The sequence below is a fragment of the Paenibacillus sp. FSL H3-0286 genome (assembly GCF_045040705.1).
Classification (GTDB): domain Bacteria; phylum Bacillota; class Bacilli; order Paenibacillales; family Paenibacillaceae; genus Paenibacillus_AQ; species Paenibacillus_AQ odorifer.
The window spans coordinates 3,908,602-3,932,521 of record NZ_CP150285.1 but is presented as its reverse complement, the minus strand read 5'-3'; the positions used below and the strand labels follow the sequence as shown (position 1 = coordinate 3,932,521).

The following is a 23,920-nucleotide window of genomic DNA, read 5'->3' as shown; positions in this document are numbered from 1 at the left end:
TGAAGGATTTACTTGATTTGTGTAGAATGTATATTTATGGAGGTGATAAAATGATAGAAAGAGATATTAAACAAGAAGTTAGTAAGCTAGAAGGTATTCTTAAAGCATGTATAGGTAATAAGGTTAAATATAGAGTTGAAGGTATATCCAATTTTACCGATGATATTCTAAAGGATTACATAATCGGAGATTCAGAAATAACAATTGTAATGGATCAAGAGTCCATCACGACCCCTAATTATAGGGAAGTCTCATTTTCACATTATGAGGATAGGGTGGATTTTTGGATTTACGGGAACAAAACAAATAGATTTAATTTGTTCTTAGCTTAGTTTAAGTAAAATTCATGGCACTCTTATGGAGTGCTTTTTTTATATGTAACTTGATTAATAGGATGCACTATTAGTCCAACGGTCAAGTGTATTTGACTCAGTAGTTAACTGAACAAAGGGCGGGTTGTTTAAAACTGTCTCATTTCCTCATAATTAATCAATGAAATTCCATATTTCAAAAAAGGTAATAGAGTGTCTGGAGAGTTTAGAAAAATAGGTTTTATTATATGGTTATATTTATACATGATATGGAGGCTTCCTTTATGATACCCTACAACGTTAACGTTAAGATGGATTTTCTTAGTGATTGGCGCGAGTTCTTGATATCTCAATTTAAGCAATTCCCTTTCCTCAAGCAACAAGACTATATCAATCTCCCATTAAAAAAGTTAAGCATCCTATATTTCAATTGGTTAAGTAGAATGATTCAGCCAGCCATACGTAAAGTTCATTACTCCAAAGAGTTTAGTTGTCCAGCTAATTTGGAGAAGGGATTAGAGTTCCTTACTAATAAAATAAGAACAGGTCAAGACTTAACACCTCACTTATCACGTAAAATTAATGATATTACCTATAACGATGGACTTCTTAACGTTTGGGAAATTCATCATCTTCATCTTGGAGTGCAAGAAGAGAGAGATGGTTTTGTTAAACGTGATGGAGATATCTTATATGCACTTTTTAATGAGAATGATGCTTATTTGATTCAAATTATGGATCATAAGTCATTTTGTAAACAAGAGTTAGTAAGGATCATACACAGAAACTGGACTGAAGTAATTGAGCCATATAAATTTAGCGATAATGTATCTTTAACTCATAGTTCTTCAGATAAAGATGTTGGATTACTAAGAAAGGCTGGAATAAATACCGTTACTGTAGTAGACGGAAATGTTGTGTATGGCTCGATAGGTGGGGGGATAACTTGTGCTGGAACTAGTGGAATGGCAACTATGCTCAGTAACAGATACCAAAAATGGATAACTCAGATTGAAATACATGTTCATGAAAATATTGAATGTTATGCTAAAAGCATAGAGGAAACACTAGGATATTCTCCAAAAGAGTTAAGTTTCACTTTGGAAATAGATAATGAGCACAACTTTTATGTTTATGAGAAAAACTCATTAATAGCATTTGATATAGGCAAGCCATAACAGAACAACAGGACGGGTTGTTTTTTACCTGTCTATTTTCATTATATTTAATCAATGAAATCCATACTCAGACCTTTAGGAGTCATAAGTGTAGGGGGAAGCGGGTAGAGGTTTCAATTATACATAATACTCTAAGCAAACGGGGCTTAGAATTGATGTGAGAGGAATAGTTAAACTCAGCATAAGCATAATTATCTAACGAACAGCCAATATTGGCAAGAAATCGGGTGTTTATTCTATATATAAAGACAACACCCAATTTCAGACCAATAGCGACTATATCAAATTGGGAAATCAATGACTTCATTAATGTAACTTGATTCATATTCATTTTCAAAAGGATCACTCTGTATTGACTTCTCCTTTTTCTTATCCCATTTCTTAATATTTTTATCAATATCTGATTTGAATGCTTTAAGAAATCCCTCTTCTTTTGTACTACTCATTAAATGATGCTCAAAATACTTTCCACCCTTACCATTATCCCGATAATCAGAATATAATACATAGCTTCTGTTCATGTTGTGTACCAATTTATTTGTATAGTCTTTATTATATCCTATCCACAAAGCCATTTTTTCAATAGACATGAACGCCTTTTTTTCAACGCTGCCATTTTGTAGTTTCTTTATTAGGCAGTAAATCGGATAATACTTGTGACTTAATCCCCTTGCATTGTATAGATTTAAAAGTGCTGTTTCAACGCTTATGTAGTAGTCATCTTCTGTTTTAGGTTTATCTGTAGTGTTTCCAGATTCATCTGTAATCTTATCGATTAGAGGAGCATCAATTGCAACAATTTCTAAAATATTCTTCTCTGGAATACTGTTATTTGAAGAGAGAAATCGATCCCATCTCTTAACATTATTAATTTCAATTATTTTTAGTTTAATGAGTGATTTTAGATGTAGGAATATTGCTGATTTGCTATACCCTGTTTCTTTTCTCAGATGATAAATTGAAGTCAGAAACGTATATTCATTACTCTGACCATGAAGCCGAAATTTAAATAAGCTAAAATATAAATTCAACGTATCAGAACCCATCTTACTAAACTTCCCATTTTCATCAAACCAGTTAGATTTGATTTTAAAACTCTTAACCGTGTAATCCATTTCTCTGATTCTCCTTTGAATGTTAAAAAGCTAATTTTACAATTTACCACTATGAATAATTCTACGTACTACGTTCTGACAGTTAGCATATTCTTTAAAAGTAGAAAATTTATATTCATTGATCAATTCATCTAATAAAACACTTCTTCTAAACATAAATTGAAGTTTGTTAGTTGTGGTGTTCATTTTTATTTCTTCGATTTCCAACCCCTTCATTAACAAGTATGAAATGAGATTGATATCGTATATGTATTTCATTATTTCTAACCTCCAACATTGATTACCGTTTAAGCATGGTTTTGATTTTGTTCTTTGGTTTTAATCTCTTGACCTTAATCTTTCAAAAGAGTGATAACAGTAAGAACTATTCTAGCGTCAGCAGAATAGGAGGTATTATCTTATATTTATTAAAGATATTATATATATTAATAATGTCCCTTAAATCGACCTGTTTGACAGAAAAATAGGACAAAAGGGTATACCCATCAGGGTACTTTTGACAAAGTGTAAATTCAGATTAAACGTTAAAATCCTTGATATGACTGAGTTTTTTGGTTGTTTTTCAATTGCGCCTATATATCCCTTAAATCGATCTGTTTGGCAAAAAAATAGGGGTGAAAAGGATACCCTCCAAGGTGTTTTGGCAAGTTTTTTGAGGAAAAGGTTTACCCATAAGAGGGTTTTGGCAAGTAAATATGAAATAGCTTTAATTTTCCCTTTGTTTATGTGGTTTTTTTGATGTTCCCATTAGGGTGTTTTGACAATAATATCTTAAGATTGAATACTCCTTTCCCATTTATTCCACCTTTAGAGTTAGTGGTGGTTTAAAATATACACCAATAGAACAGGAAAGTAAATATTATTTATGTTTACTAATAAAATAAATGGATGCAGTCTGCTAGAAGACTCATCCCTCAATAATTACAGTCGATACTACTAGAAGTCAAAAGAAGAAGTGATTGCGCCTGTAAACTTGTCAACAGTATACCAGTCAAAAGTAGCAGTATGTCCATCACCTGTAGCCTTGTTATCTATAACGATCTCATAAACATGAATTATGTAATTTCCCTTCTCATCAATACTGTCTATTTCAACAAGATAACCTTTAGGTATTTTACTTCCATATTTACTTTTTACCTTTTGGATAGCTTGAGCAGCAGTAATTCCCTTGTTGGTAGGGATTTTTCCAAAATAGATATTATTACGATCAAAATCAGCAGTCAAAGGTGTATTTGTGACCTTGGATACTGTCTTTAATGGGATATATGAAGTTCCATTGACAACCAACACTTCATCAGTAAGCTTACGTTCACCATTGACAAAGAAATTAATGTATTTGTTCCATACCATTTCCTTTGATCCAAAATCAGCATAAATAACTGAGCCAGTAAACAGACTCCCAATAGTTAGCCCTAATAATAATCCTTTAACTTTGTCGTTCATTATCAAATCCCCTTATATTGTAGTATATATTGGTATATTCTACATGAAACACTAGTACCCTTCAATGTTAAATGAGGGTTAGGGGGAGGGGATTTCGTCCTACCCTCCGGAAAATTTTCCGTACCCTTGCTAATGCTCAGGTTCAATGTGAACTTAACCTAGAAGATAGTCAATGTATATGGAAACGAAAGTAGCACTGACCGCGCGCGCGGTTACATTGACAATTAAAGGGAATATAAGAGTACGTACTCTCAACTAGTGCTTAATCAACCAACGCAAAATTACGTTCGTTAACATTGTTGAATTTGCGCACGTGTGCTACTCTTCAGCGTGTTCTTATTTCGGACATCTCATTTTAAAAGATCCAAGGTTAATTTAACCTCTCCCTAAATTCGTTTACTCAATCTAATTTACCAAAATGGGAAAATAGAAACTCGTAGGTGATTTACCGCTGAGATCACGCATATTCCGTAAATAGAATTCGATAGATTGCCAGAGACCATTGTTCTGACGGTCTAATTTGACGGAATGATATGGTGATACGCAATATCCGGTTACGGCGATTCACCGAATCCAAAAGGAGCGTCAAATTTAACGCACGATTGAACACAACATTGAAAATTTAATATTGCTTTTACTAGGAAGGCTTCCGTGAATTAGGGTGGAATCTAATTGATGTGACCCTAAACCAGTCAAAAATTGCAACTGGTTAATGGTTTTCTGCTGGTCATTTTGTCCGGCAGAATTAGGGAGGTATTAGAAATTACACATATCCGTTCCGCAAAATTTTGCGTATCGGCAATTTAGCCGAGTCATATAAAAAGTGGCGACGTCGCCACATTTGGATAATAAAGGTTACATCAATTTGATGCCAACCTAGGTACTATAGGATAGTGGAAAAGTGCGTTATCAGAAGAAGAGTACGAAACTGTGCTGTTAACCGACTCAAAACCAATGATCCCTTCCCACGATTTTTTTAATCTGCACTTTTTTGTGCATACAGGGACTGTCTTAAAAACAGGCTCCTAAAACCCTGAATTTATTTTCCATGTCCTTAAAGGACATCACAAATTGATAACTCTCCGTCAGCTTGAAGGAAACCACTGAGGCTCACAGTCGCAGTTTCACCATGAACCATCGTGATATTCAAGGTGGTTCATAACCTTTGGCAAAGGTCACTGATACGCAATTTGCGTATGGTTCACCAAATATGAGGGGGAGGGTCAAATTTAACCCCCCTTTGCTCCTGTTTAGAGAGAAGTACAGGAGAAAGTGTCATGTGACACACATTTAATAGAAAGCCATTTGTCTGCCATTTAATGAAGAGAAATATAAATAGAAATATTTTAATGATAAACATATACAAATAAAATACTATGTGCTAAGATAGGGATATCAACAAGGAACAACAACTTAGAAATTGAACAAATTGATAGAAATAAATGAAAGGAGCGGGGGAACAATGAAGAATCTAACTAAGATCTGTAGCGACTTGAGTATGTTCGAGTTTCAATTACATGATTATGATGTTGATCAATACTCAGATTTCTTGGAAGAGTTAGAATTGATGGGTTTTTGATTAATAAACATACAAAAAAGAAGAGGTGCTAATGATGAGTGTAAAGGAAAAAATCGAATATGTAATTAAGGAATATGGAGTAAAGAAGAATTTCATTGCAAGAGGAATAGATATCTCACCATCAGAATTCTCAATGTTTTTGACTGGTAACAGAGATTTAAAACCTGATCAAGAAAGCAAGGTAAGGGATTTATTCAAGAAATATAATGGATTGCCGTTTGAATTGTAATGCTTATTATGGTGAAGGGTGGTGAGAGGATTGATTGAGATTAATGAACGATAGCGGGAATGGATTAATGAAGCGTTTATGAATGACTTTTTGTATGAACAGCTCAGTACATATGTATGATTGTAAGAAATGTAGTTAGGGAGTTAGGATAACACATAAAAAACTAAGAATGGTGGTTGTATTGTATGAGTTTAGCAATATCGGCTAGTAAGCCACATGAACATTGGTTAGCAGTGGATACTGCAATTAGTTTCAGATTTAATGGTGAGAGATACCGACACGAAACTGAAACTACTGATGGGAAGATTGAAATTATTGACGGTGAAGCGTATTTCTTTAGTGGTGATATGGAGTTGGTCAAACATCTAAAGAAATGTTTTGTAGAGCAAAAGGACAGAAGTTTCAACAAGCTCTGCCAACTTGCCAGTAATATACATACTAATCTTGCTGAAGAAGGTGACGAATTAGCCTTTGCAAAATATGGATTTGATAATAAAGGTATAGCATATGCCCAATTTAGCAATAATTATGTTCAATTTAAGCCGGGTAATAAGTTTTTAGGACATAGGAATAATCGTTTTCTGTGTTACGGTGCGAGTATGAATGAAGCAAATAAAGAAATTAGCAACCCTAAGTATCTTTCAAAAGTTAAAATTAACCCAGAGTTTTTTATACCAATATATGAAGCAATTTCAAATGAAGGTGTTGGCAAAGAAATTATTGTATATCGTATTACAAAACATAACATTAAACAATTCAAAAGAATTCCTTTGAATGAGCCTGAAACTATCAAAAAGGCAAGCGTAGAGAATGGAATGTTGGTTAGAAATCATTATACATTTGAGAACAGCGGGAATGCTGCAACGCCAAGAGAAACAATTGGTACAGGTGATAATCTCGGGTATAGTAAAGTAGTTAATCTCAAATACGCTGGCGGTTATAAGTCTACTTATTATCAAAGCAACTATGGTAAAGAACGTTCAATTGATTTGAAAGATGAAGGAATTACGATGTTGTCTGACGATGGATTTATTAATCTTTTGTCTAAAAATATGAATGCTGTTGCTATAGGTGGAACAAGTAAATATGGCACAGATAAGGCATACGTTGAAATGACTCCTGATGGAAAAATTAATTTTTATGGAAAAGAGTTCAATTACTTTAACAATTAAAATGAAAGGGGATAAGAATAAAGATGATGATTAACGTGAACGGAAAGACAATTAAATTTGATCTAGAGAACAATGCTATTTTTATGAATAGTAAAAACTCTACTAATAGAAAAGGAGACTATAATAAAAATACAGTTATTAAAGAGAGCGTCAGACCTTATACAAGTGAATATAAATATAAAATTAATGGTGTGAAATTAAAGTATGGGGAAGATAGTTGTATCAAAGCAAACTTGTCGTATGGTGATGAATCATATATTGAAATGGAAGAAGGAAATATAACATTTCATGGTTTTAATCTTGAACTTACAAACATTTAACAAAGACCAATAATTTACCGATATATATGGTATATACTGTAATCAGACATATTCCATATAACTTCGGGAGGGTACATAAAATGAAGAAAATTCCAACATTTGCATTAGGTTTAATAGTAGGCGTAACTTTAACAGCAGGAACAGCCGTAGGTGCAGCAACTCACCTAAAAGCAACTCCTAAAACGATTAAAATTGTCGTGGGTAGCAATCAAAAATCAGTCGAAGCAATGAACGTTCAAAATAAGCTTTATGTTCCGGTGCGCGATGCTGGTGACTCTTTTGGCTATTCAGTTAGTGGAGTTACTTCAACTACTGTAACGTTTGCTGAAGGGGTAACCAATACTACTAATTCAGCATCTACAGGAACTAAAACAGGGAATACAAACGCTTCGTCGACCAAAGCAGGAGGGGAATATGTGCAAGGATTGCATGACAAATATAGTACGGATGGTAAATTAGATGCTGAGAAGGTTAAGGCAGGAATAGCAGCTAAAGAGATAACAATTAATGCGCAGGATAAAGAGACAGGAAACAGTTTGCTTCATTACGTAGTTTTGGAAAATAACTTTGCTGTTTATAGTGTAATTAAATTAAACGCTCTGAATGTTAATTTACAGAATAATGAGGGTAAGACCCCGCTGATGTTGAGCGTGATTAATGAAAATCATTTTTACATTGGTGAACTGACAAATTACTATAAAGCAGATGCAAAAATTAAGGATAATGAAGGTAAACAAGCGATTGATCATACAGAGAACTCTTCAACTCGTGCGGATTTGAAATTGTATATGTTATAGTTTTCAATCAAGACCTATACAGGAGCGGCTTAAACGACACATCAATATGGTGAGTCGTCCCGCTCCTAATGATGATTTTATTAATAAAAATAAATAAAATATTGGAGTGAAATAAGAATGTCAGATAAAACATTTTTAGAACAATGCCTAGAACCAGTATCCATTGAGAAGGTTAGGAAAGCGGCTCACAGAATCATGGAAGGTAAGGCACGAATCAGTCAGGGATTCAATGCTGAGGATGATGATACTTTGTTACTGAGAGCTATTGATGAGTTAGAACGTTATAGAAATGAAGAGGTATAAAGAATAAAAATACATAATAGTCAGGAATAATGTATGAATAGAGATTCCGAAGAAGCACTAAACGTTGTGGGAAGGGAAAGTTTTCCACAAGGTACAGTAGGACATAATGACGTAATAAACAACATCTTATGTCACCATGACAATAATTTGTGTCCTCTGCTAACCACTCTTTATGAAAACACAGAAAGCCGCTTATATAGTAAGGAGCAAATATCAGAGGTTGCTAGGGGATTTACTCCGTGCGAATACTGTCCAAGGCTAATTAATCAACAATGTGAGAAACTATCAGGTGTAAGGCTTGGAAAACTTGAACGTAGAGCATTGTTATTAGCTCCACACGAAGACGATAGTAACTTGATACTGACTCCTATAGATGATAGTCGAGCGGCTGACGAAGCAAATAGAAGAGCTATAAATAAGCTTGCTAAGTTAGGATTGCTGTTTGCTGGTTGGAATTGGGAGACTCATGAAGTTAGAAATAAGGGTAGTTATCACATAATCAAACGCGATTATAGGAAACGAGCTATATGGGTTACTCCATTAGGTAGAGTTGTCCGAGAGACATTTTACAAACAGTTGAGCGAAGGAAAGCCTATTCGGTGGAATGAGTTTATACATAGTAAGCATGGATTTACTGAAACAGAAGATGAGTTGTTGATTAGATTGGGGAAGACGTGTAAGGATAAGGCGAGATACTATACATGTGGTAATAAGATGTTATATATAAATCAGTTGGTTAATGAGTTATCTAATAATAAAAATACATAAAATAAAAGGATGATGCAATTAATGAAAAACCTTGGTTGGGATTTAGTCGGAGAGATGATGAAAAATGAACGCCTTGAAACTTCATTTACGCAAAAAGCTATTGCTGAACTTATTGGATGCTCAGACAAAAAGGTTAGACGGTTTGAACAAGGTAAAGAGATTACTGATAGACATGAATTTTATAAGAAATATAGTGAAATATTGAAGGAACATAGTTTGGCTGACAATGAACCAGACAATAAGCCACTTACTAAGATTACTGAAAAGAATCTATATGATATAGCTAAAGCTGAATTAAAAAGTCTGTTACCTAAAAATCTTCAAGAAAGTTTTGAAGTGTATTCATTCATTGCAGGTGGTTGTATACATAGTATTTATAATGAGCAGGAACCAAATGATTATGATTTCTTCCTGACGAATAAACGATTTGCTATTGCGCTTAGAGATTACTTTGATAACTTGGGTGGTATGGAAGAGAAGAAAGGGGTAAAAAAGGGAGAATATAAAGGACTCCCATTTATTCTAACAGAGAATGCAATCAGTATTGGTAAATATCAGATTATTACTCAATGGGTGGGAAGTATTGATGAAGTTGTATCGGAGTTTGATTTTAAACACAACCAGTTCTATTACTACAACGGAGAGATTGGAACATTAAGCAGCTTTAATTACCTTGATGAAAATAAACTTGTTTACAACGAGCAGAGAGCAAGAAATATTGCCCATACTTTTATTCGAACAATTAAATTTGTTGAACGTGGATGGACTATCTCGCACAAGGAATTGTCAAAGATGATCCTGAGACTAAATTATGTTGGCTTGAGCGAAAATGAAATTAAAAGTTTAACAGCAATTGCAACGGCTAATCGGGATCAAGAAGCAGATACATATGGTGGGAGTAATAATGTGGGCGATAGTGTAGAGTATGATGAGTATGAAATGTAATAAATTGGAGGATGGAAAGTATTGGGTAATAAGAATTTACTTGAGGATTATGGGATTGTAGCAGGGCAGTACAGTACTGATGGAGAACACCTTGAGCCAATTGTCTATATTAGAAGTTTACTAATGGATGAAGATGTTTCAGAAGAAGAGGCTAGGGTATTTCTGGATCACTTCTATTTACAGGATGTTAGAGAATCATATCTTAGAGAGTTGTATTAATCGAGTATTTAGATTAAGTAAGAGCAAAGTTAAATGAATAAACATACATATAAAACAACTATTTTATCTGGAATGGAAACGATCATATTATGAGTCAATGTCCTCCTAGTCTGTTAAGTCATATGAGACAGATTTTAATCCAGTTACAGATGACTACATATGAGAATGTATATATTGTTTGAAAGTCAATTAGAATGGCTGAGACTGGCTTGTGGAACGCATGAGGAGCTGCTTGGCGAATAGTGTCGCGTAACATATTGAATGATGAGCCACGGACTATTGATCCGAAACTGATAGATGAAGGGTTAATGAGGTTTATGAGATTAATGAAAGGGGACAGTCAAATTCATACTCAGGAAAAAACAAAGGTAATGATTGGCATTAAAGATATTATGAACAAGATGGGAATTGGACGAGATAGTGCTTATATGATCATTAAACGCAAAGAATTTCATGCTATCAAAATTGGTCGAAGATACTTAGTGCATGAAGAAGTTTTTGATAAGTGGCTAAGAGAAGGAAAGTGATTAATATGATTAATAATACATATAGTTAACATTATATAGGAGTCAAAATCATGTGATATAATATAAGATAGTCACATGCTTTGACTCCTATTCTATTAGAGTGGGAGAGTGTTGAAATGGCAGTTCCTAAATACGATGAAAAAACCAAGACTTGGAGATTTATATTTGATTATCAGGATGAAACTGGTGAAAGAAAACAAATAAGAAGAAAGGGGTTTAAGTCTAAGCGTGAAGCTGATGAAAAAATGCTTGAACTCAAAAACGAGGTCAACGCTGGACAATACTCTTCTCCAAACACATTAACTGTTGCTAATTTCTTTGAGGATTGGTTCAAGACTGATAGAATACTACAGGTTAATGAGACAACTTATTATCATAATTATTTGGCTTTTAAAAATCATATTAAACCTAAACTCGGTAACATAAGACTTCAGAAACTTACCCCAATGCAATGTCAAAAATTCGTTACAGGTATGCATGAAGAGGGTTATGCAAGAAATTCAATTGATAGAGTCGTAACAGTTGTAAAGAAGGCACTAGACAAAGCCATAATGTATAAAATTATCAAAGACAATCCAATGCGAAAAGTAACACTTCCCAAGTATGTGAAACTCGAAATGAAAATATGGACTCTTGAACAAACTATGGAATTTTTAAAAGTAGCAAAAGATTATAGATTTTATTGTGCTTATGCACTAGCTCTATATTGCGGACTTAGAAAAGGTGAAATATGTGCACTAAGATGGCAGGATATCGACTTTGAGAAAAAAGAGCTTGCAGTCAATCAGACATTGGTTAACTTCGGAAAGACCATTAAACAAGGCGCAAAAACATCGTCTGGTGTCCGTAGAGTATCTATACCAAACGCACTTATTGAGATCCTAAAGGAACAGCGAAAAAAGTATTTAGAATTTAAGTTGCGGCTAGGATCAAGATTCATTGATATGGATTTGATTATTTTTAATTATAAAAATGGGAAGAATATCTTTCCAGACGCTCTTACTACAGCATATAAAAAAGATTTGATAAAAGCCAATATGCCACACATCCCGTTCCATAGCTTACGTCATACCCATGCTACGATTCTGATAAAGGAAAACATTAATGTGAAGATCCTTTCAGAACGAATGGGACATTCTAAAGTCGGCATAACGTTGGATACTTACAGTCATGTGATCCCATCTATGCAGCAAGAAGTTGCAGACACGTTAGACAGGGTAATGAGTCTTTAGTAAAAAAAATGTGACCTATTTGTGATTTTGACCTGATGGAGAAGAGAAAACCCTTGGTACTAAAGGGATTTTTGGTTGAAACATGATGTGAAGTAAACATAAATGTCAGAGGTGCACATAATGAAACTTGAAATTGAGCTGGTTCCCAAAGAACGTAAGCATACTATAAGCAGATTAATGCAGTTCTACCTATATGATTTCACCAGTTATTTAGAATTTGATGTCAATCAAGACGGGGTATTTCCGGCCTATCCGGGACTAGAAGCTTATTGGAGTAGCGGAAATAATAAATTCGCATATTTGTTTAAGGTGGACGGGCATATTGCTGGTTTTGCTTTGGTGGACAGGTTATTGCGTAATCCTGAAGGCCAGTTTTATATGACTGAGTTTTTTGTGATGCAAAAATACCGCCGAAGTGGTGTAGGTACATGGGCTGCGCATAAGCTCTTTGATATGTACTCTGGGGAATGGAAGGTTTCACAAGTCCGTGCGAATACACCTGCTCGTGATTTCTGGCATAAAGTGATCGGGGACTATACCCATGGAGAGTTTCAAGAGCGCTTTAATCCACAGCAAGGCAACCCCAGCCAATACTTCAACACATTAACTATTAATAGGATTAAGAAATAAAAACCGTTATATTGCTGGTTTCTTTTAGCTATGGAGCTTGTTACTAACGGCAAATGGATTGAAAAAGGGGCTAAGCGAGTGAGCGCTAGACAGTAGAGAATGACAAAGAGAGCGTCAAGACGGAAGGTCAGGAAATTGTGATTTTTTATAAAACTGGCTAGCTATTAAGAACATATACGAATTGTGATGTAGGGAGCATCTTATGCTCTCTATTGAAGTTAACATAACATTAATTATGTTAACCTATTAAACCATTCACCATAAAAAAGGTCGTTGGTTTATTTTTTGTGTTCAAAATACCCAGTCAGTGAGGGCAATATTGCATATCTTATGATGTACTCAATTACAAAGGAGGAGTCAACAATGGGCGAATTTGCAGGAGGATACGGTGGTTTCACTTCCACAGGAGCTATTCTGGTTCTGTTTATCCTGTTGGTTATCATTACTAAAACCCTCTGTCTGTAATCCTTTAACTTCACAAATTAAAGGTTCCGTCAGTCTAAATGACTGGCGGATTTTTTATGTCCGATATGTACATTGGGGGAGGAGAATACATGTGACTAAGGAGATTGACATAAAATAATTCAAAATATATATTAAACAATGTTCAAATATTAAACGGTGTTCAATCCACAAGGAGACGAATTTATGACTAAAGAACAACGAAAAGTACGTGAGCGTGAAGAAATGAGAAATCTGATCCTGCAAAATGCAGCTTTATTGATTGCCGAAGAGGGAATAGAGAAGCTGTCTATCCGAAAAATCGCTGAGAAAATCGAATATTCACCGGGAATTATTTATCATTATTTTAAAGGCAAAGAAGAGATTATCGAGAACTATTTGCAACAAAAATATACGGATATGCTTTCTGAGCTTCAGTCTGTGCAACAAGAGGTACAGCAGGAATTACCTCCAGATACACTTTTAAAACGAACATTGGAGAAGTTCATCAGGATGTCTCTTTCTACGGGTGTAGAATACCGGAATGTCATGCTAAACGATACACCGGCTGTTCTTAGTTACACAGCTGTTCTATTTAGAGGAGCTGCACAGGAGCGTAAAGCGATTGGGATGCTCTGCCAGGGCCTGCTCAGATCTGAAGCACAAAAAAACCGTGAAGAAGCTTTCGTAGAACTCACTGCTCAGGTGATATGGAGTGCAGCATTCGGTTTAATTATGCGGTTGCTTGTCGAAAAGGATCTGCCTGATGATCAGGTCGAAGCTCTGATTTCATGTCATTTGGATTCAATGGTTGCTATTGCTTCCAGGTGAAATCTAAATATTTTCATGAAGGGAGGGGGAGGGTGTTATAAAACATATAAGGAAAGTCGTAGTGCTGTCGGTGTTGATTTCGGTTATTGCAGTGTTTGCAACAGCGGTTGGGTTGTTTTCAGATGGGATAAGTGATGGAACAAAATATACTTTCACGTCAATATGGGGCGAGGATGTAAAGCTTCAGGGGTCAGGAGTGTACAGCCATGATTCTGTCTCTGCGGCGGCACAAGCTAAAGCACAGGATGGAGTTACATTATTTCTTGCCATACCTTTACTGCTCAGTTCACTCATCATGACAATTAAAGGCTCGATAAAGGGGAGGATGCTCCTTACGGGCACTTTGGGGTACTTTTTATATACTTACGCATCCTACAGCTTTCTGACGATGTACAATTCATTGTTTTTAGTTTATGTGCTGTTGTTTTCTTTAAGTTTTTTCGCATTCATCCTAGCCTTATTTTCCTTCGACAAAGAATCCATTCATACATACTTTAAAAACAGTTTACCTTCTAAAGGAATCGGCTTTTCCCTAATGGTTATTGCTTTTATGATTTTATTGCTCTGGCTAGGGAAAATACTGAATTCACTACTGGGGGGAACACCGCCACAAGGGCTAGAGCACTATAGTACGTTGGTAATTCAAGTTTTGGATCTTGCGATCTTAGTCCCATTAGCAATTGTAACGGGGATTATGGTCATTCGTAGACAACCTTTTGGGTACCTACTGGCAACTGTCGTTGTTTTTAAAGGAGTTACATTACTGCTAGCAATTACGGCAATGCTGGTGGCAATGATCTATAGCGGTGTGGCTGTGTCTATAGCCGAGTGTGTAATTTTTCCGACGATGACTGTAGCTATTGCTGCTTGTATGGTTATTTTGTTAAAGCATGTACGTGAACCCTTAAGATAATAAGTGACCAGCAAGCGGCAGGGAGTGATTAGAATGAAGACAATAATTATGTATACCTCGAAATATGGGTGTGCGGAAAAAGCGGCTTATTTATTAAAATCTCAACTGGGCGAAGAAACCGAAGTAGTTAATTTGATGCATGTTAAAGAGCCGACACTAGAACGATATGATACGGTCATCTTAGGAGGATCTGTTTATTATGGAAAAATCCAAAAACAAATGACTGATTTTACAACAAAATATCAAAATGAACTAGGGAAAAAACGAGTAGGATTGTTTGTTTGTGCAGGAGCAACAGGTGAACAGGCCTCACAAGAATTGAAATCTGCGTTTCCAGAAGTGTTATATGACCAATCGGTGACGAAAGAAGTTTTTGGAGATGAGATCTATGAAGAGAAGCTAACTTTGCTAGACCGGTTTGTACTGCGGATGGTAAAAGGAAAAAATAAGAACGTAAATGGGTTGTCAAAAGAGACGATAGAGCGTTTTGCTCTTGCTATGAAAAGGTTGTGAAAGTGAGTGGACGAGCGAGCTTATGAACGCACTTCAGATTATAGTTAACATAATTATGATTATGTTAACTATAATTTTGACAATCAAAAAAAGTAGTCCTTCTTGTGAGAAGAGAGTAACTTCCTCGTATTGAGTCTCTGTTCATCGAAACATGAAAAAACCCTACAGAATCGTGCAGATAAAGTCGGGAAGATAAAAACCATCTCTGATAACCTTATAATTAACGAGGGGAGGCAACGTCATGGATACGCTGGTACAACTGAACAAAGCAATAAACTATATTGAGGAGAACCTAACAAATCCCATTGATTATCAGGAGGTTGTGAAAATAGCCTGCTGTTCGGAATATCATTTTACTCGTATGTTCTCCTTCCTAGCAGGCATTACTCTGTCGGAATACATCCGGCGTCGACGTCTAACTTTGGCAGCACTCGAGCTTTCACAAAGTAATATCAAAATTATCGATGCTGCTCTGAAGTATGGTTATAATTCGCCGGATTCCTTTTCTAGGGCTTTCCATAGCATACATGGGGTTAGTCCTTCGGAAGCTCGGGTCCATGGACATTCCCTTAAGGCGTTCCCTCGGATGTCGTTTCAGCTGACTATCAAAGGAGGAAATGAAATGAATTATCGTATTGAAAAAAAAGAATCTTTTCGCATCGTGGGTATAAAAAAACGGGTTCCAATCATTTTCCAAGGGGTTAATCCGGAGATTGCATCGATGTATGAAGGGTTGACGCCGGAAATGATTGATGAGATGAAGAGATTTTCTGATGTTGAGCCCTCAGGATTTATAAGCGCCTCTACAAATTTCTCTGAAGGACGTATGGAGGAAAAAGGAGAGTTCGATCATTATATTGGCGTTGCCACTACGAAAGACGCATGGAATGGCTTGGATCAGCTGGAAGTGGAGGCCTCTATGTGGGCTGTATTCACAGTCGTCGGCTCTTTTCCGAGTGCGCTACAAGAGATCTGGGGCCGAATATATTCGGAATGGGCTCTGTCATCGGGATATGAGCTAATTAAAGGGCCTGAAATTCTATGGAATGAGCACAAAGATATCACATCGCCAAATTTTAAAAGTGAAATATGGGTGCCTATCACTAAGAAATAAAAGAGTTTGGTTGGACTATTGAAACTGAGCGCTGAATATCCTTTCACAACGAGGCTGCCGCGAAAAACATTCCGGCAGCTTCGTCAAGCTATAGGCAGGATATTTCGAAAATGTTGTAGAAGTACAACCTATCGTGTTAATGACAGAACGGGAAAATCATATTTACTCCGCATTCATGAACCTTTTATGGAGGACATGAAAGGTCTGCAACATACATACAGCGGCATTCTTGGAGAATTGCAAATGCTTGAGAAGCTGGGAAGCTGGAGCACCAACGAAATACAGACTCCCGTAAGAAACAATGAGGGTGAACTTATTACGATCATTGAATACGAAGGTGAACTGCTAAACTGCTCCGTCCTCACCTGGTTGGATGGAAGAGACATGAATATGAATGATGTTAACAATCTTGAACTGGTAAAAGAACTGGGATCTCAAATAGCAGAACTGCATACTTTTTTTCGGCAGTACGAACATTCAGGTATGGAGATTCGCCCGAGTCAAGGCAAAGCTTATAATGAACGGATGATCCGTGTGATTCATTCGGGTGTGAAAAAGAATTTATTTACGCCTCCTGATGCTAATGTCATTGAACAAACGCTGCAATTGATCAACTCCCGGTTAGATGACCATGGCGGGGAGGCTGGCCCGGACCTTATTCATGGGGATTTGTGTATGGGTAATATCATCATCACAACCGAAGGAAAGGTGCGTTTTATCGATTTTGGCTTTTTCGGAAAAGGTTATGCTTTACTTGATGTAGCCATGGGAGCTATGATGCTGCCTTCCGATCGAAGAGATACTTTCCTAAAGGGTTATTACAGAGAGTGTGAAAATACAGCGAGTGATCTACTACAGTTAGAAGGTTTAATGTTGGTCGCTATTATTGGGTATTACGTCTTCCAGATAGAGAATGTACATGTTCATGATTGGATGCGTGAAAGAATGCCCAAATTATGCGCTGAGTATTGTCGCCCCTTCCTCAATGGTGAAAGTATATTTTATAAAATATGAAATGGAACGTTCAGGTTGAACTAACGAGGACTGGTATGTTTGATAAAAATTGATTATAACCGTTTATCACCAAACGTGTTATCAAAAAAATAGTAAAATAATACTGTTAAGCGCGATGGCTGTCGATTAGCATTTATTTCGATTATATTCTAACAAGGAATGAAAGGGGGAATGGTGTTGATTGAACATAGCAATCTTGAAGAATTTCAAGATCCGGTAAATTACGATCTTGAATTTGACGGTGAAATGGACAAATATCAGTTCTATCTTGAGCTTGCCAGATCGAGTCCTGGGGAAGTGTTAGAACTTGCTTGTGGTACAGGCTTAACAACGATCCCCCTCTCGAAAGCCGGTATAACAATGACCGGTGTAGATATCTCTTCAGCGATGATTGCGTATGCGCGGTTGAAGGCGAAAGGGCTGACTGTTACTTTTATGGAAGGTGATGCCCGTACCTTCGAATCGGACAAGCGATTTTCGATGATTTATTTGACTGGTAATGCTTTTCAGGCATTTTTAAGTGATCAAGATCAAAGCGATTTGCTCACGACCGTTCACAAACATTTACAACCTCATGGAATCTTTGCATTTGAGACCCGAAATCCGGAGGGAACGGATTTATCCGATCAAGAGGAGACAGAATGGGGATCATTTATTGATAAGGATGGAAATAACGTCAAGGTATCAGGCACCCAATGTTACGATGCTGGCCAGCATATCATGCATTGGGTCACGATGCGTGATTGGGGGTATAAGCGAACGACCTCACGAATTGCTTGTCGGTTCACGGATCCGAATACGCTACATTCTTTATTAACTCGTCACGGCTTTTGCGTCGAACATCAATATGCTGACTGGGATAAAATGCCGTTTTCTCTGTCATCTTCATCTATCATTAGTGTTTGTAGGAAATGTTAGGAGAAACGTAATGCATTGCGATAGACCCCCCCCCTCAGATTGAGGGGGATTTTGTTGTTTCTAAGTTTAGCATCCTTTTCGCATTAAGAATTTAATCGGTCCGCGGGCCATTCGTTTTCTGCTCAATAAATAAAAAAGAAGTCGACCCTCTCGTTGGTCGGCTTCTAATTGTTCTATTGCGCGGTCAGGATTTGTGGTCCTTCAGCGGTGATGGCGATCGTATGCTCGTATTGGGCGGCGAGCTTGCGGTCCAGCGTCCGGGCGGTCCAGCCGTCCTGATCAATTGTCATGTTGTAGGTGCCTTCAGTGATCATGGGCTCGATCGTGAATACCATGCCTTCCTTGATGCGGGGGCCTTTGCCGGGCTTGCCGACATGCATATAGGTCGGCTCCTCGTGAAGGTCACGACCGATGCCATGAGCGAGAAGGTCGCGCACGACACCGAAGTTGTTCGATTCGGCATGCCGCTGGATTGCGCTCGTCACGTCTCCGAGCCGATTGCCGGGCTGTGCCTGCGCGATGCCGAGGTCAAGGCACTCCTTCGTGACGCGCATCAGCTTCTCAGCCGTCGGTGAGATCTTCCCGACCGCATAGCTCCAGGCTGAATCGCCGAGCCAGCCGTCGAGCTCCGCTACCGTGTCGATCGTCACGATATCGCCTTCCTCAAGTGGCTTATTTGTAGGGAAGCCATGTGCAATTACGTCGTTGACGGAGGCACAGGTTGCATATTGATAGCCATTGTAGCCCTTCGTATAGGGTTTGGCGCCGTGCTTCAAAATAATATCTTCGAATATGCGCTCAATCTCGTTCGTTGTGATGCCCGGTTTGATGAGCGGAGCAATTGTGCGATGGCATTCGGCCACAACCTGGCATGCCTTGCGGATGGCTTCGATTTCATACTTGCTTTTTAAGATAACCATGTTTGTTTCAGGACTCCTTTGTAATGGCTTGCATCGCGAGTTGGGCGATTCGATCGACGTCCAGCTCGGAATTGTTCGCATAGTAGTGCAGCCCGCAGCAGCCGACCAACACGGCAAGCATAAGGTTGATGCTGTCGTCTTCGCGTTGGATAGTCGATTGGAGTGGAACATACAGTCTTTCCATGAATCGTCTCTTGGCAGGGTGCCGATCTTTCTCTGGCAAGCCTGTAAAATGCTCCGCTGCCATTTTGTAGACGAGATATGCGCGGGCATCTGACTGCCACAACTGGAGTAGCATCTTGCAATACGTTAACAACTGCCTGTTGTCAGGGGTGTCCCGGCTGATGTTCGCCCATTGAGTCAGGGTTTGCTCACATCGCTCGAAGCCGCTGCTCAGCACATCTTCTATTAGTAAATACCGGTTGGGGTAATAATGGTATACCGTGCCATAACCGAGACCAGCCTCGCGGGCGACGTCGCGAATATCAAAGCTTCCGCCTGTACGGAAGTAGGTGCGCGCGGCGAAGTCCAGGATTTGTTCCCTGCGCTGCATGCGTATGAGCTCATTTTGTTCTTTGGTACGGGGGCACATGGGCGCGTTAACCTCCTTTTTTATAGACCTGCAAATTTGTCAATATAAAGAGTGTAACGCATGAGGCGGAGAAATGCAATTGTTTGTTGGCGTTCGATGAAAACAACAAGGACACCATCATTGCGTCGTTAAAACGAAAGATGAAGAAGCTCGAAAAAGAAAATAAAAAGTTGCGAGAACAACTTAAGTTTTCCTATGCGGAGGTCTATCAAAGGATTTGAGGGAATGACTGTTAGCTTATTCAGCTAACGGGCAGCTTAGTTTAAGATCATTCTCGGTGAACTGTATCATAAATAGGGGCAAGTTTAACCCTTGAAACCAGTGAGCTAGGATCAATTTCGTTTCGAGTTAATGTAAATAATAGCCGTTATTTTAAAATATGCGACAAGAATTGCATTTAAGGAAACATTATTGTATGATTTTGGTGTGTTAAAAATTGGAAAATTCAATCGTCATTGTGTGGACAGTACGGAAACTACTTCAGCAGTTAATTATGGCGTAACCAAAGTTTCTTATACTCATTAACTAAGGAGAAGCAGCCTTGCGTAAGAAGAAATATGTTAGCATTGCCTCAATTACATTGATTGTGATTATGGTCGTTCTATTCTTCAGTATGAAAAATGTTCTTTTCGACGGCTCTTCTAACAAATCAGAGGAACAGGCCGCCACAACAACCAGTGAGATGATTAACGAGACAGAGAAACCAGCTGCCACAATAACGAATAAGGGAACCAATGAAAAGAAGAGCGTAACCGCGATGGAGGCACTGCGCCTTGGGTACTTAGAGGCGAAGAAGCTGACGGAAGAAGAGCCGTTACTTATTAACATAACAAGCACGGATGACACTTCTGTTTCCCAGGAACGAACCGATGGTTCGGATGGAACAAGAGATGCTTGGAATCTCGAATTTGGCAGCAAGAAAGGGAATGTTTTTATTTATATCAAGATCGATAATGGAATGGCCATTAAGACTGATGTGAAAAAGCACGATAAGAATTTACTTGTAAAAGGACAGTATGCGATATCTGATATTCAAATCGATTCTTCCGATGCAGTTAAACAAGCTGTTGAGAGACTGGGGATGAAACCAGGAAATCCTGCTATAGCAGATGACTGGATCAAGGGGTATCATTTTACTATCAGCGGGTATAATACTGATCCTAACTCCTCCAAAACACGTCTGCTGCTAAGAGTTATGGGTATCTCGCCGAATTCTCCTAATCGTGAGAATGACAGTTTGAGAATGAGCGCTTTCTTTGATGTCAAAACAGGCGAATTGATGAGCGCTACCGAGATGACAGGCTTCGACAAGGAAGGGAATACCATGTGGAAGAATAGTGAGCTTAAATACTGATGACGGCATAAATAAATGAAGAAGGAAGATATTTTCATAAAAATACAACATATTACCAAATAAAGAGTTATTATTGATGGAACTTACCGTGCGTTACTGCTCATGAGCAGACGCATGGTAAGTTTGTTTTTGTGTAAAGGCGTTATTAACTGTCTACTTGGTAAAGGCTATACGCATCACTCAAGTTTATTGAAACTGGAAATATCCATTCTTCCAGGTGATGTATATGCTGTGTATATTCTTTAGTCCCCTGAACGGCGGTTAGGGCAATTGGAACCTAGCGGATCAAAGAAAGAGCATTCTGCAAAGGATGGCCCAAAAACTTACCGTTACAAACAGCGCGGTGAACTGTATCACAAGTTGTGGTAAAGTAGATTGTTGGGTTGAGCTAAGAGCAGCAATGTTAAAAATTGCAGATTGTTGTTTATAGATTGCTAAGTGAGGATTGAAAGGCTGAAAGATTGATGAATAAAGGGATGCAGGCGATTCGCAAAGCAAATAATTTAGTGCGATCCTAATAAAAGATGAGGTATATGTAATGCCAAAAAACGATAATATGCTGGCAATCCTATGGATGCTGAATTCGGGTGTTAAAATGACCGCAAAACAAATATCCGAAAAGTTAGAAATAAATATAAGGACAGTCTATCGGTATATTGATGCGCTAAGTGCCAGTGGAGTGCCTATAATATCGGACACTGGTCATAATGGCGGGTATAGCTTACTGAATAATTTTATCAGAGCACCTCTGCTATTTGATATTGAAGAAAAAAAAGCACTTCTTCATGCTGCTGTTTTTGCAAAAGAAGCGGGATACCCTTTGAGTGAGGCTTTAGGTAATGCGACATCCAAATTGAAAATGTATTCGAATCAGGAACAGGAAAGTGTTCTCAGCCATCATTTAGCCGGATTTGAAGTTATAAACCGTAGGGGAGACCCTTCTATTCAGCCAGTATTGGCGGAATTGGAGCAAGCTGTAGCAAACGAATTCTCTGTAGAAATTGATTATCACACACGCCGTGATGATCAACCCAAGACTAGGGTGATAGATCCCTATGGAATGGTGTACTGGAACAATAAATGGTATATTGTTGCATTTTGCCACCTGAGAAATGAGATCCGCAGCTTTCGGGTAGAACGGATTTTACAAATCAAGCGGACTCAAAACATATTTAAACGTTCCGAAGCTTTTTTGGCTCGGGAATTTTTTTTGCGAAATCTATTACCTGATTTAGTCGGCAAGGACGGGTTAATTGCTTTAATTATCGAAGGTAGGTCAGAGGCGTTGGATGACTTATGCCTGCATTGGTTTTTGGGGCATCATCTGAAAGAGCGTACATCAAATCAAGCAATCTTTTTACTTGAGGAAAAATCAATTCATACCTATGTTCCTAATTTTCTCTTATCCTACGGGAAATCCATTCAAGTAATCGAACCACAGAGTTTGAAGGAAAAACTTGTTGGTGTTGTGTCGGAGTTAATGGAATATTATCAACTTTAAAAACTTCACTGACAGCGGATGTCAGTGAAGTCATTTTATAATGATGATAATCATTGATTACCGATGGTTGGTATCACTTGATGAATTGTAAAATAGGGAGAACTTGCAAATGAATAATACGGTATATCTTTATGTGTTTGACACAATGGCAGACTGGGAAATAGGTTACTTAACTGCCGAACTGAACTCGGGAAGATATTATAAAAAGGGGCTGGCCCCATCAAAAATAGTTACCGTGGGAATTGATAAGACTTCAGTAACTACAATGGGCGGATTAAAAATATTGCCTGACATCAAATTGGATGATTGCAGTATTGAAAGATCCGATCTATTGATTTTACCCGGTGGAGATACATGGACAGAAACCATTCACCACCCCCTCTTAAAAATCGCTGAAAGGTGTTTAAGGGAAGGTATATGGGTTGCAGCGATTTGTGGCGCTACAATGGGACTTGCCCAGACAGGATTGCTGAATTCACGTGGGCATACAAGCAATGATCTGGAATACCTTAAAATGATCTGTCCCACTTATACAGGAGAAAAGTATTACAAAATGGAGTCTGCTGTAACTGATGGAAAACTGATCACCGCATCTGGAATAGCTCCGTTGGAATTTTCTGCACACATCTTGAAAGCTTTGGATGTGTTTTCTCCAAAAACATTAGACGCTTGGTATAGCCTTTATAAGACTAGTGATTCTAAATATTACTATGAGTTGATGAATTCAATACAATAAAAGATATGAACACCCAACGACTTTACATCTATTACCCCATATATAACAGTGTGTTATATATGGGTAAGGACAAGATGCCGTATGAGTAACAATGCGATTTAAAATATTCGTTCCACAGGAATTCTAAGGGAGTACGATAGTTAAGCATAAAGGGCTCCACATATTAGTGATGTATAATATGTGGAACCCTTTATTATATCTGACTTTCCTAAATCTAGATCTTGATAAATTGAAAAAATAAAGTTGTAGACTGCTCGCTGGCGTTAAGTTGTCTAAGAATACATTTGGATAAAGTGGGAGATATT

28 protein-coding genes and 1 pseudogene are annotated in these 23,920 nt (G+C 37.7%); 24 read left to right on the top strand and 5 right to left on the bottom strand.

What is annotated here, in order from left to right:
• The first annotated feature begins 50 nt into the window (after positions 1-50).
• Together MHB37_RS17715 and MHB37_RS17710 are read left to right on the top strand one after the other, a co-directional pair.
• Positions 51-332: a hypothetical protein gene (locus MHB37_RS17715; RefSeq protein WP_405168314.1), complete on the top strand. Its 282-nt coding sequence runs from the start codon at positions 51-53 to the stop codon at positions 330-332.
• 263 nt (positions 333-595) lie between these two features.
• A complete protein-coding gene (locus MHB37_RS17710; RefSeq protein WP_405168313.1) occupies positions 596-1,489 on the top strand; it encodes a hypothetical protein in 894 nt (297 codons plus the stop codon).
• 281 nt (positions 1,490-1,770) lie between these two features.
• Here MHB37_RS17710 and MHB37_RS17705 read toward each other — a convergent pair whose 3' ends face one another.
• From MHB37_RS17705 to MHB37_RS17695, 3 genes are all read right to left on the bottom strand, one after another.
• Entirely contained in the window at positions 1,771-2,604 is an 834-nt protein-coding gene (locus tag MHB37_RS17705; protein ID WP_405168312.1) for a hypothetical protein, read from the bottom strand.
• Positions 2,605-2,640: 36 nt separating this feature from the next.
• Positions 2,641-2,862, bottom strand: a complete 222-nt coding sequence (locus MHB37_RS17700) for a DUF5659 domain-containing protein (RefSeq protein WP_405168311.1) — start codon at positions 2,860-2,862, stop codon at positions 2,641-2,643.
• A 678-nt stretch (positions 2,863-3,540) separates the two neighbouring features.
• Positions 3,541-4,047, bottom strand: coding sequence for a hypothetical protein (locus MHB37_RS17695; RefSeq protein ID WP_405168310.1), 507 nt, complete (start codon positions 4,045-4,047; stop codon positions 3,541-3,543).
• Positions 4,048-5,657: 1,610 nt separating this feature from the next.
• Here MHB37_RS17695 and MHB37_RS17690 point away from each other — a divergent pair.
• The 18 genes from MHB37_RS17690 to MHB37_RS17605 all read left to right on the top strand — a co-directional run bounded on the left by MHB37_RS17690 (position 5,658) and on the right by MHB37_RS17605 (position 18,512).
• Positions 5,658-5,855, top strand: a complete 198-nt coding sequence (locus tag MHB37_RS17690; protein ID WP_405168309.1) for a hypothetical protein — start codon at positions 5,658-5,660, stop codon at positions 5,853-5,855.
• 185 nt (positions 5,856-6,040) lie between these two features.
• The gene (locus MHB37_RS17685; protein WP_405168308.1) at positions 6,041-7,027 is read left to right on the top strand and encodes a hypothetical protein; all 987 of its coding nucleotides are present in this window, start codon (positions 6,041-6,043) and stop codon (positions 7,025-7,027) included.
• 23 nt (positions 7,028-7,050) lie between these two features.
• Positions 7,051-7,347 (top strand): hypothetical protein, encoded by a 297-nt coding sequence (locus tag MHB37_RS17680; protein ID WP_405168307.1) that lies wholly within the window; start codon positions 7,051-7,053, stop codon positions 7,345-7,347.
• Positions 7,348-7,427: 80 nt separating this feature from the next.
• Entirely contained in the window at positions 7,428-8,144 is a 717-nt protein-coding gene (locus tag MHB37_RS17675; RefSeq protein ID WP_405168306.1) for a hypothetical protein, read from the top strand.
• 117 nt (positions 8,145-8,261) lie between these two features.
• The gene (locus MHB37_RS17670) at positions 8,262-8,447 is read left to right on the top strand and encodes a hypothetical protein (protein WP_405168305.1); all 186 of its coding nucleotides are present in this window, start codon (positions 8,262-8,264) and stop codon (positions 8,445-8,447) included.
• Positions 8,448-8,480: 33 nt separating this feature from the next.
• Positions 8,481-9,215 carry a hypothetical protein gene (locus MHB37_RS17665; RefSeq protein ID WP_405168304.1) on the top strand — a complete coding sequence of 245 codons (735 nt, stop codon included), beginning with the start codon at positions 8,481-8,483 and terminating at the stop codon, positions 9,213-9,215.
• A 21-nt stretch (positions 9,216-9,236) separates the two neighbouring features.
• Positions 9,237-10,160 (top strand): helix-turn-helix domain-containing protein, encoded by a 924-nt coding sequence (locus tag MHB37_RS17660; protein WP_405168303.1) that lies wholly within the window; start codon positions 9,237-9,239, stop codon positions 10,158-10,160.
• Positions 10,161-10,181: 21 nt separating this feature from the next.
• Positions 10,182-10,379, top strand: coding sequence for a hypothetical protein (locus MHB37_RS17655; RefSeq protein WP_405168302.1), 198 nt, complete (start codon positions 10,182-10,184; stop codon positions 10,377-10,379).
• A 242-nt stretch (positions 10,380-10,621) separates the two neighbouring features.
• Complete coding sequence (locus MHB37_RS17650) at positions 10,622-10,906, top strand: helix-turn-helix domain-containing protein (protein WP_405168301.1); 285 nt, start codon at positions 10,622-10,624, stop codon at positions 10,904-10,906.
• 116 nt (positions 10,907-11,022) lie between these two features.
• Positions 11,023-12,138, top strand: a complete 1,116-nt coding sequence (locus MHB37_RS17645; RefSeq protein ID WP_076190210.1) for a site-specific integrase — start codon at positions 11,023-11,025, stop codon at positions 12,136-12,138.
• Between the two features lie 120 nt (positions 12,139-12,258).
• Positions 12,259-12,768: a GNAT family N-acetyltransferase gene (locus MHB37_RS17640; RefSeq protein WP_076190211.1), complete on the top strand. Its 510-nt coding sequence runs from the start codon at positions 12,259-12,261 to the stop codon at positions 12,766-12,768.
• 363 nt (positions 12,769-13,131) lie between these two features.
• On the top strand, positions 13,132-13,233 hold the full coding sequence (locus MHB37_RS17635; RefSeq protein WP_197069683.1) for a sporulation protein YjcZ: 102 nt from the start codon (positions 13,132-13,134) through the stop codon (positions 13,231-13,233).
• A 183-nt stretch (positions 13,234-13,416) separates the two neighbouring features.
• The gene (locus MHB37_RS17630) at positions 13,417-14,040 is read left to right on the top strand and encodes a TetR/AcrR family transcriptional regulator (RefSeq protein WP_076308322.1); all 624 of its coding nucleotides are present in this window, start codon (positions 13,417-13,419) and stop codon (positions 14,038-14,040) included.
• A gap of 61 nt (positions 14,041-14,101) precedes the next feature.
• Positions 14,102-14,953 (top strand): hypothetical protein, encoded by an 852-nt coding sequence (locus MHB37_RS17625; RefSeq protein WP_339187252.1) that lies wholly within the window; start codon positions 14,102-14,104, stop codon positions 14,951-14,953.
• Between the two features lie 33 nt (positions 14,954-14,986).
• Complete coding sequence (locus MHB37_RS17620; RefSeq protein ID WP_340976162.1) at positions 14,987-15,466, top strand: flavodoxin domain-containing protein; 480 nt, start codon at positions 14,987-14,989, stop codon at positions 15,464-15,466.
• Between the two features lie 241 nt (positions 15,467-15,707).
• On the top strand, positions 15,708-16,580 hold the full coding sequence (locus tag MHB37_RS17615) for a GyrI-like domain-containing protein (protein ID WP_405168300.1): 873 nt from the start codon (positions 15,708-15,710) through the stop codon (positions 16,578-16,580).
• A gap of 54 nt (positions 16,581-16,634) precedes the next feature.
• Positions 16,635-17,594, top strand: coding sequence for a phosphotransferase enzyme family protein (locus MHB37_RS17610; protein WP_405169612.1), 960 nt, complete (start codon positions 16,635-16,637; stop codon positions 17,592-17,594).
• 177 nt (positions 17,595-17,771) lie between these two features.
• A complete protein-coding gene (locus MHB37_RS17605; protein ID WP_081383371.1) occupies positions 17,772-18,512 on the top strand; it encodes a class I SAM-dependent methyltransferase in 741 nt (246 codons plus the stop codon).
• A 173-nt stretch (positions 18,513-18,685) separates the two neighbouring features.
• Here MHB37_RS17605 and map read toward each other — a convergent pair whose 3' ends face one another.
• A complete protein-coding gene (gene map / locus MHB37_RS17600) occupies positions 18,686-19,432 on the bottom strand; it encodes a type I methionyl aminopeptidase (protein ID WP_076277026.1) in 747 nt (248 codons plus the stop codon).
• Between the two features lie 7 nt (positions 19,433-19,439).
• Complete coding sequence (locus tag MHB37_RS17595; protein WP_340976158.1) at positions 19,440-20,024, bottom strand: TetR/AcrR family transcriptional regulator; 585 nt, start codon at positions 20,022-20,024, stop codon at positions 19,440-19,442.
• A gap of 95 nt (positions 20,025-20,119) precedes the next feature.
• On the opposite strand from MHB37_RS17595, the pseudogene MHB37_RS17590 reads away from it, so the two are divergent.
• The 4 genes and pseudogenes from MHB37_RS17590 to MHB37_RS17575 all read left to right on the top strand — a co-directional run.
• Positions 20,120-20,245, top strand: a pseudogene (locus MHB37_RS17590) (DUF6262 family protein); the annotation flags it as partial.
• Between the two features lie 320 nt (positions 20,246-20,565).
• Positions 20,566-21,378 carry a hypothetical protein gene (locus MHB37_RS17585; RefSeq protein ID WP_340976156.1) on the top strand — a complete coding sequence of 271 codons (813 nt, stop codon included), beginning with the start codon at positions 20,566-20,568 and terminating at the stop codon, positions 21,376-21,378.
• 538 nt (positions 21,379-21,916) lie between these two features.
• On the top strand, positions 21,917-22,879 hold the full coding sequence (locus tag MHB37_RS17580) for a YafY family protein (protein ID WP_076190218.1): 963 nt from the start codon (positions 21,917-21,919) through the stop codon (positions 22,877-22,879).
• Between the two features lie 109 nt (positions 22,880-22,988).
• On the top strand, positions 22,989-23,615 hold the full coding sequence (locus MHB37_RS17575; RefSeq protein WP_340393751.1) for a type 1 glutamine amidotransferase family protein: 627 nt from the start codon (positions 22,989-22,991) through the stop codon (positions 23,613-23,615).
• The last annotated feature ends 305 nt before the right edge of the window (positions 23,616-23,920 follow it).

Coding starts and splice junctions, on each gene's coding strand:
- MHB37_RS17635 (WP_197069683.1), top strand. CDS start 13,132: ATGGGCGAATTTGCAGGAGGATACGGTGGTTTCACTTCCACAGGAGCT.
- MHB37_RS17630 (WP_076308322.1), top strand. CDS start 13,417: ATGACTAAAGAACAACGAAAAGTACGTGAGCGTGAAGAAATGAGAAAT.
- MHB37_RS17705 (WP_405168312.1), bottom strand. CDS start 2,604: ATGGATTACACGGTTAAGAGTTTTAAAATCAAATCTAACTGGTTTGAT.
- MHB37_RS17615 (WP_405168300.1), top strand. CDS start 15,708: ATGGATACGCTGGTACAACTGAACAAAGCAATAAACTATATTGAGGAG.
- MHB37_RS17595 (WP_340976158.1), bottom strand. CDS start 20,024: ATGTGCCCCCGTACCAAAGAACAAAATGAGCTCATACGCATGCAGCGC.
- MHB37_RS17680 (WP_405168307.1), top strand. CDS start 7,051: ATGATGATTAACGTGAACGGAAAGACAATTAAATTTGATCTAGAGAAC.
- MHB37_RS17670 (WP_405168305.1), top strand. CDS start 8,262: ATGTCAGATAAAACATTTTTAGAACAATGCCTAGAACCAGTATCCATT.
- MHB37_RS17620 (WP_340976162.1), top strand. CDS start 14,987: ATGAAGACAATAATTATGTATACCTCGAAATATGGGTGTGCGGAAAAA.
- MHB37_RS17665 (WP_405168304.1), top strand. CDS start 8,481: ATGAATAGAGATTCCGAAGAAGCACTAAACGTTGTGGGAAGGGAAAGT.
- MHB37_RS17695 (WP_405168310.1), bottom strand. CDS start 4,047: ATGAACGACAAAGTTAAAGGATTATTATTAGGGCTAACTATTGGGAGT.
- MHB37_RS17645 (WP_076190210.1), top strand. CDS start 11,023: ATGGCAGTTCCTAAATACGATGAAAAAACCAAGACTTGGAGATTTATA.
- MHB37_RS17690 (WP_405168309.1), top strand. CDS start 5,658: ATGATGAGTGTAAAGGAAAAAATCGAATATGTAATTAAGGAATATGGA.
- map (WP_076277026.1), bottom strand. CDS start 19,432: ATGGTTATCTTAAAAAGCAAGTATGAAATCGAAGCCATCCGCAAGGCA.
- MHB37_RS17580 (WP_076190218.1), top strand. CDS start 21,917: ATGCCAAAAAACGATAATATGCTGGCAATCCTATGGATGCTGAATTCG.
- MHB37_RS17710 (WP_405168313.1), top strand. CDS start 596: ATGATACCCTACAACGTTAACGTTAAGATGGATTTTCTTAGTGATTGG.
- MHB37_RS17700 (WP_405168311.1), bottom strand. CDS start 2,862: ATGAAATACATATACGATATCAATCTCATTTCATACTTGTTAATGAAG.
- MHB37_RS17575 (WP_340393751.1), top strand. CDS start 22,989: ATGAATAATACGGTATATCTTTATGTGTTTGACACAATGGCAGACTGG.
- MHB37_RS17640 (WP_076190211.1), top strand. CDS start 12,259: ATGAAACTTGAAATTGAGCTGGTTCCCAAAGAACGTAAGCATACTATA.
- MHB37_RS17675 (WP_405168306.1), top strand. CDS start 7,428: ATGAAGAAAATTCCAACATTTGCATTAGGTTTAATAGTAGGCGTAACT.
- MHB37_RS17685 (WP_405168308.1), top strand. CDS start 6,041: ATGAGTTTAGCAATATCGGCTAGTAAGCCACATGAACATTGGTTAGCA.
- MHB37_RS17715 (WP_405168314.1), top strand. CDS start 51: ATGATAGAAAGAGATATTAAACAAGAAGTTAGTAAGCTAGAAGGTATT.
- MHB37_RS17660 (WP_405168303.1), top strand. CDS start 9,237: ATGAAAAACCTTGGTTGGGATTTAGTCGGAGAGATGATGAAAAATGAA.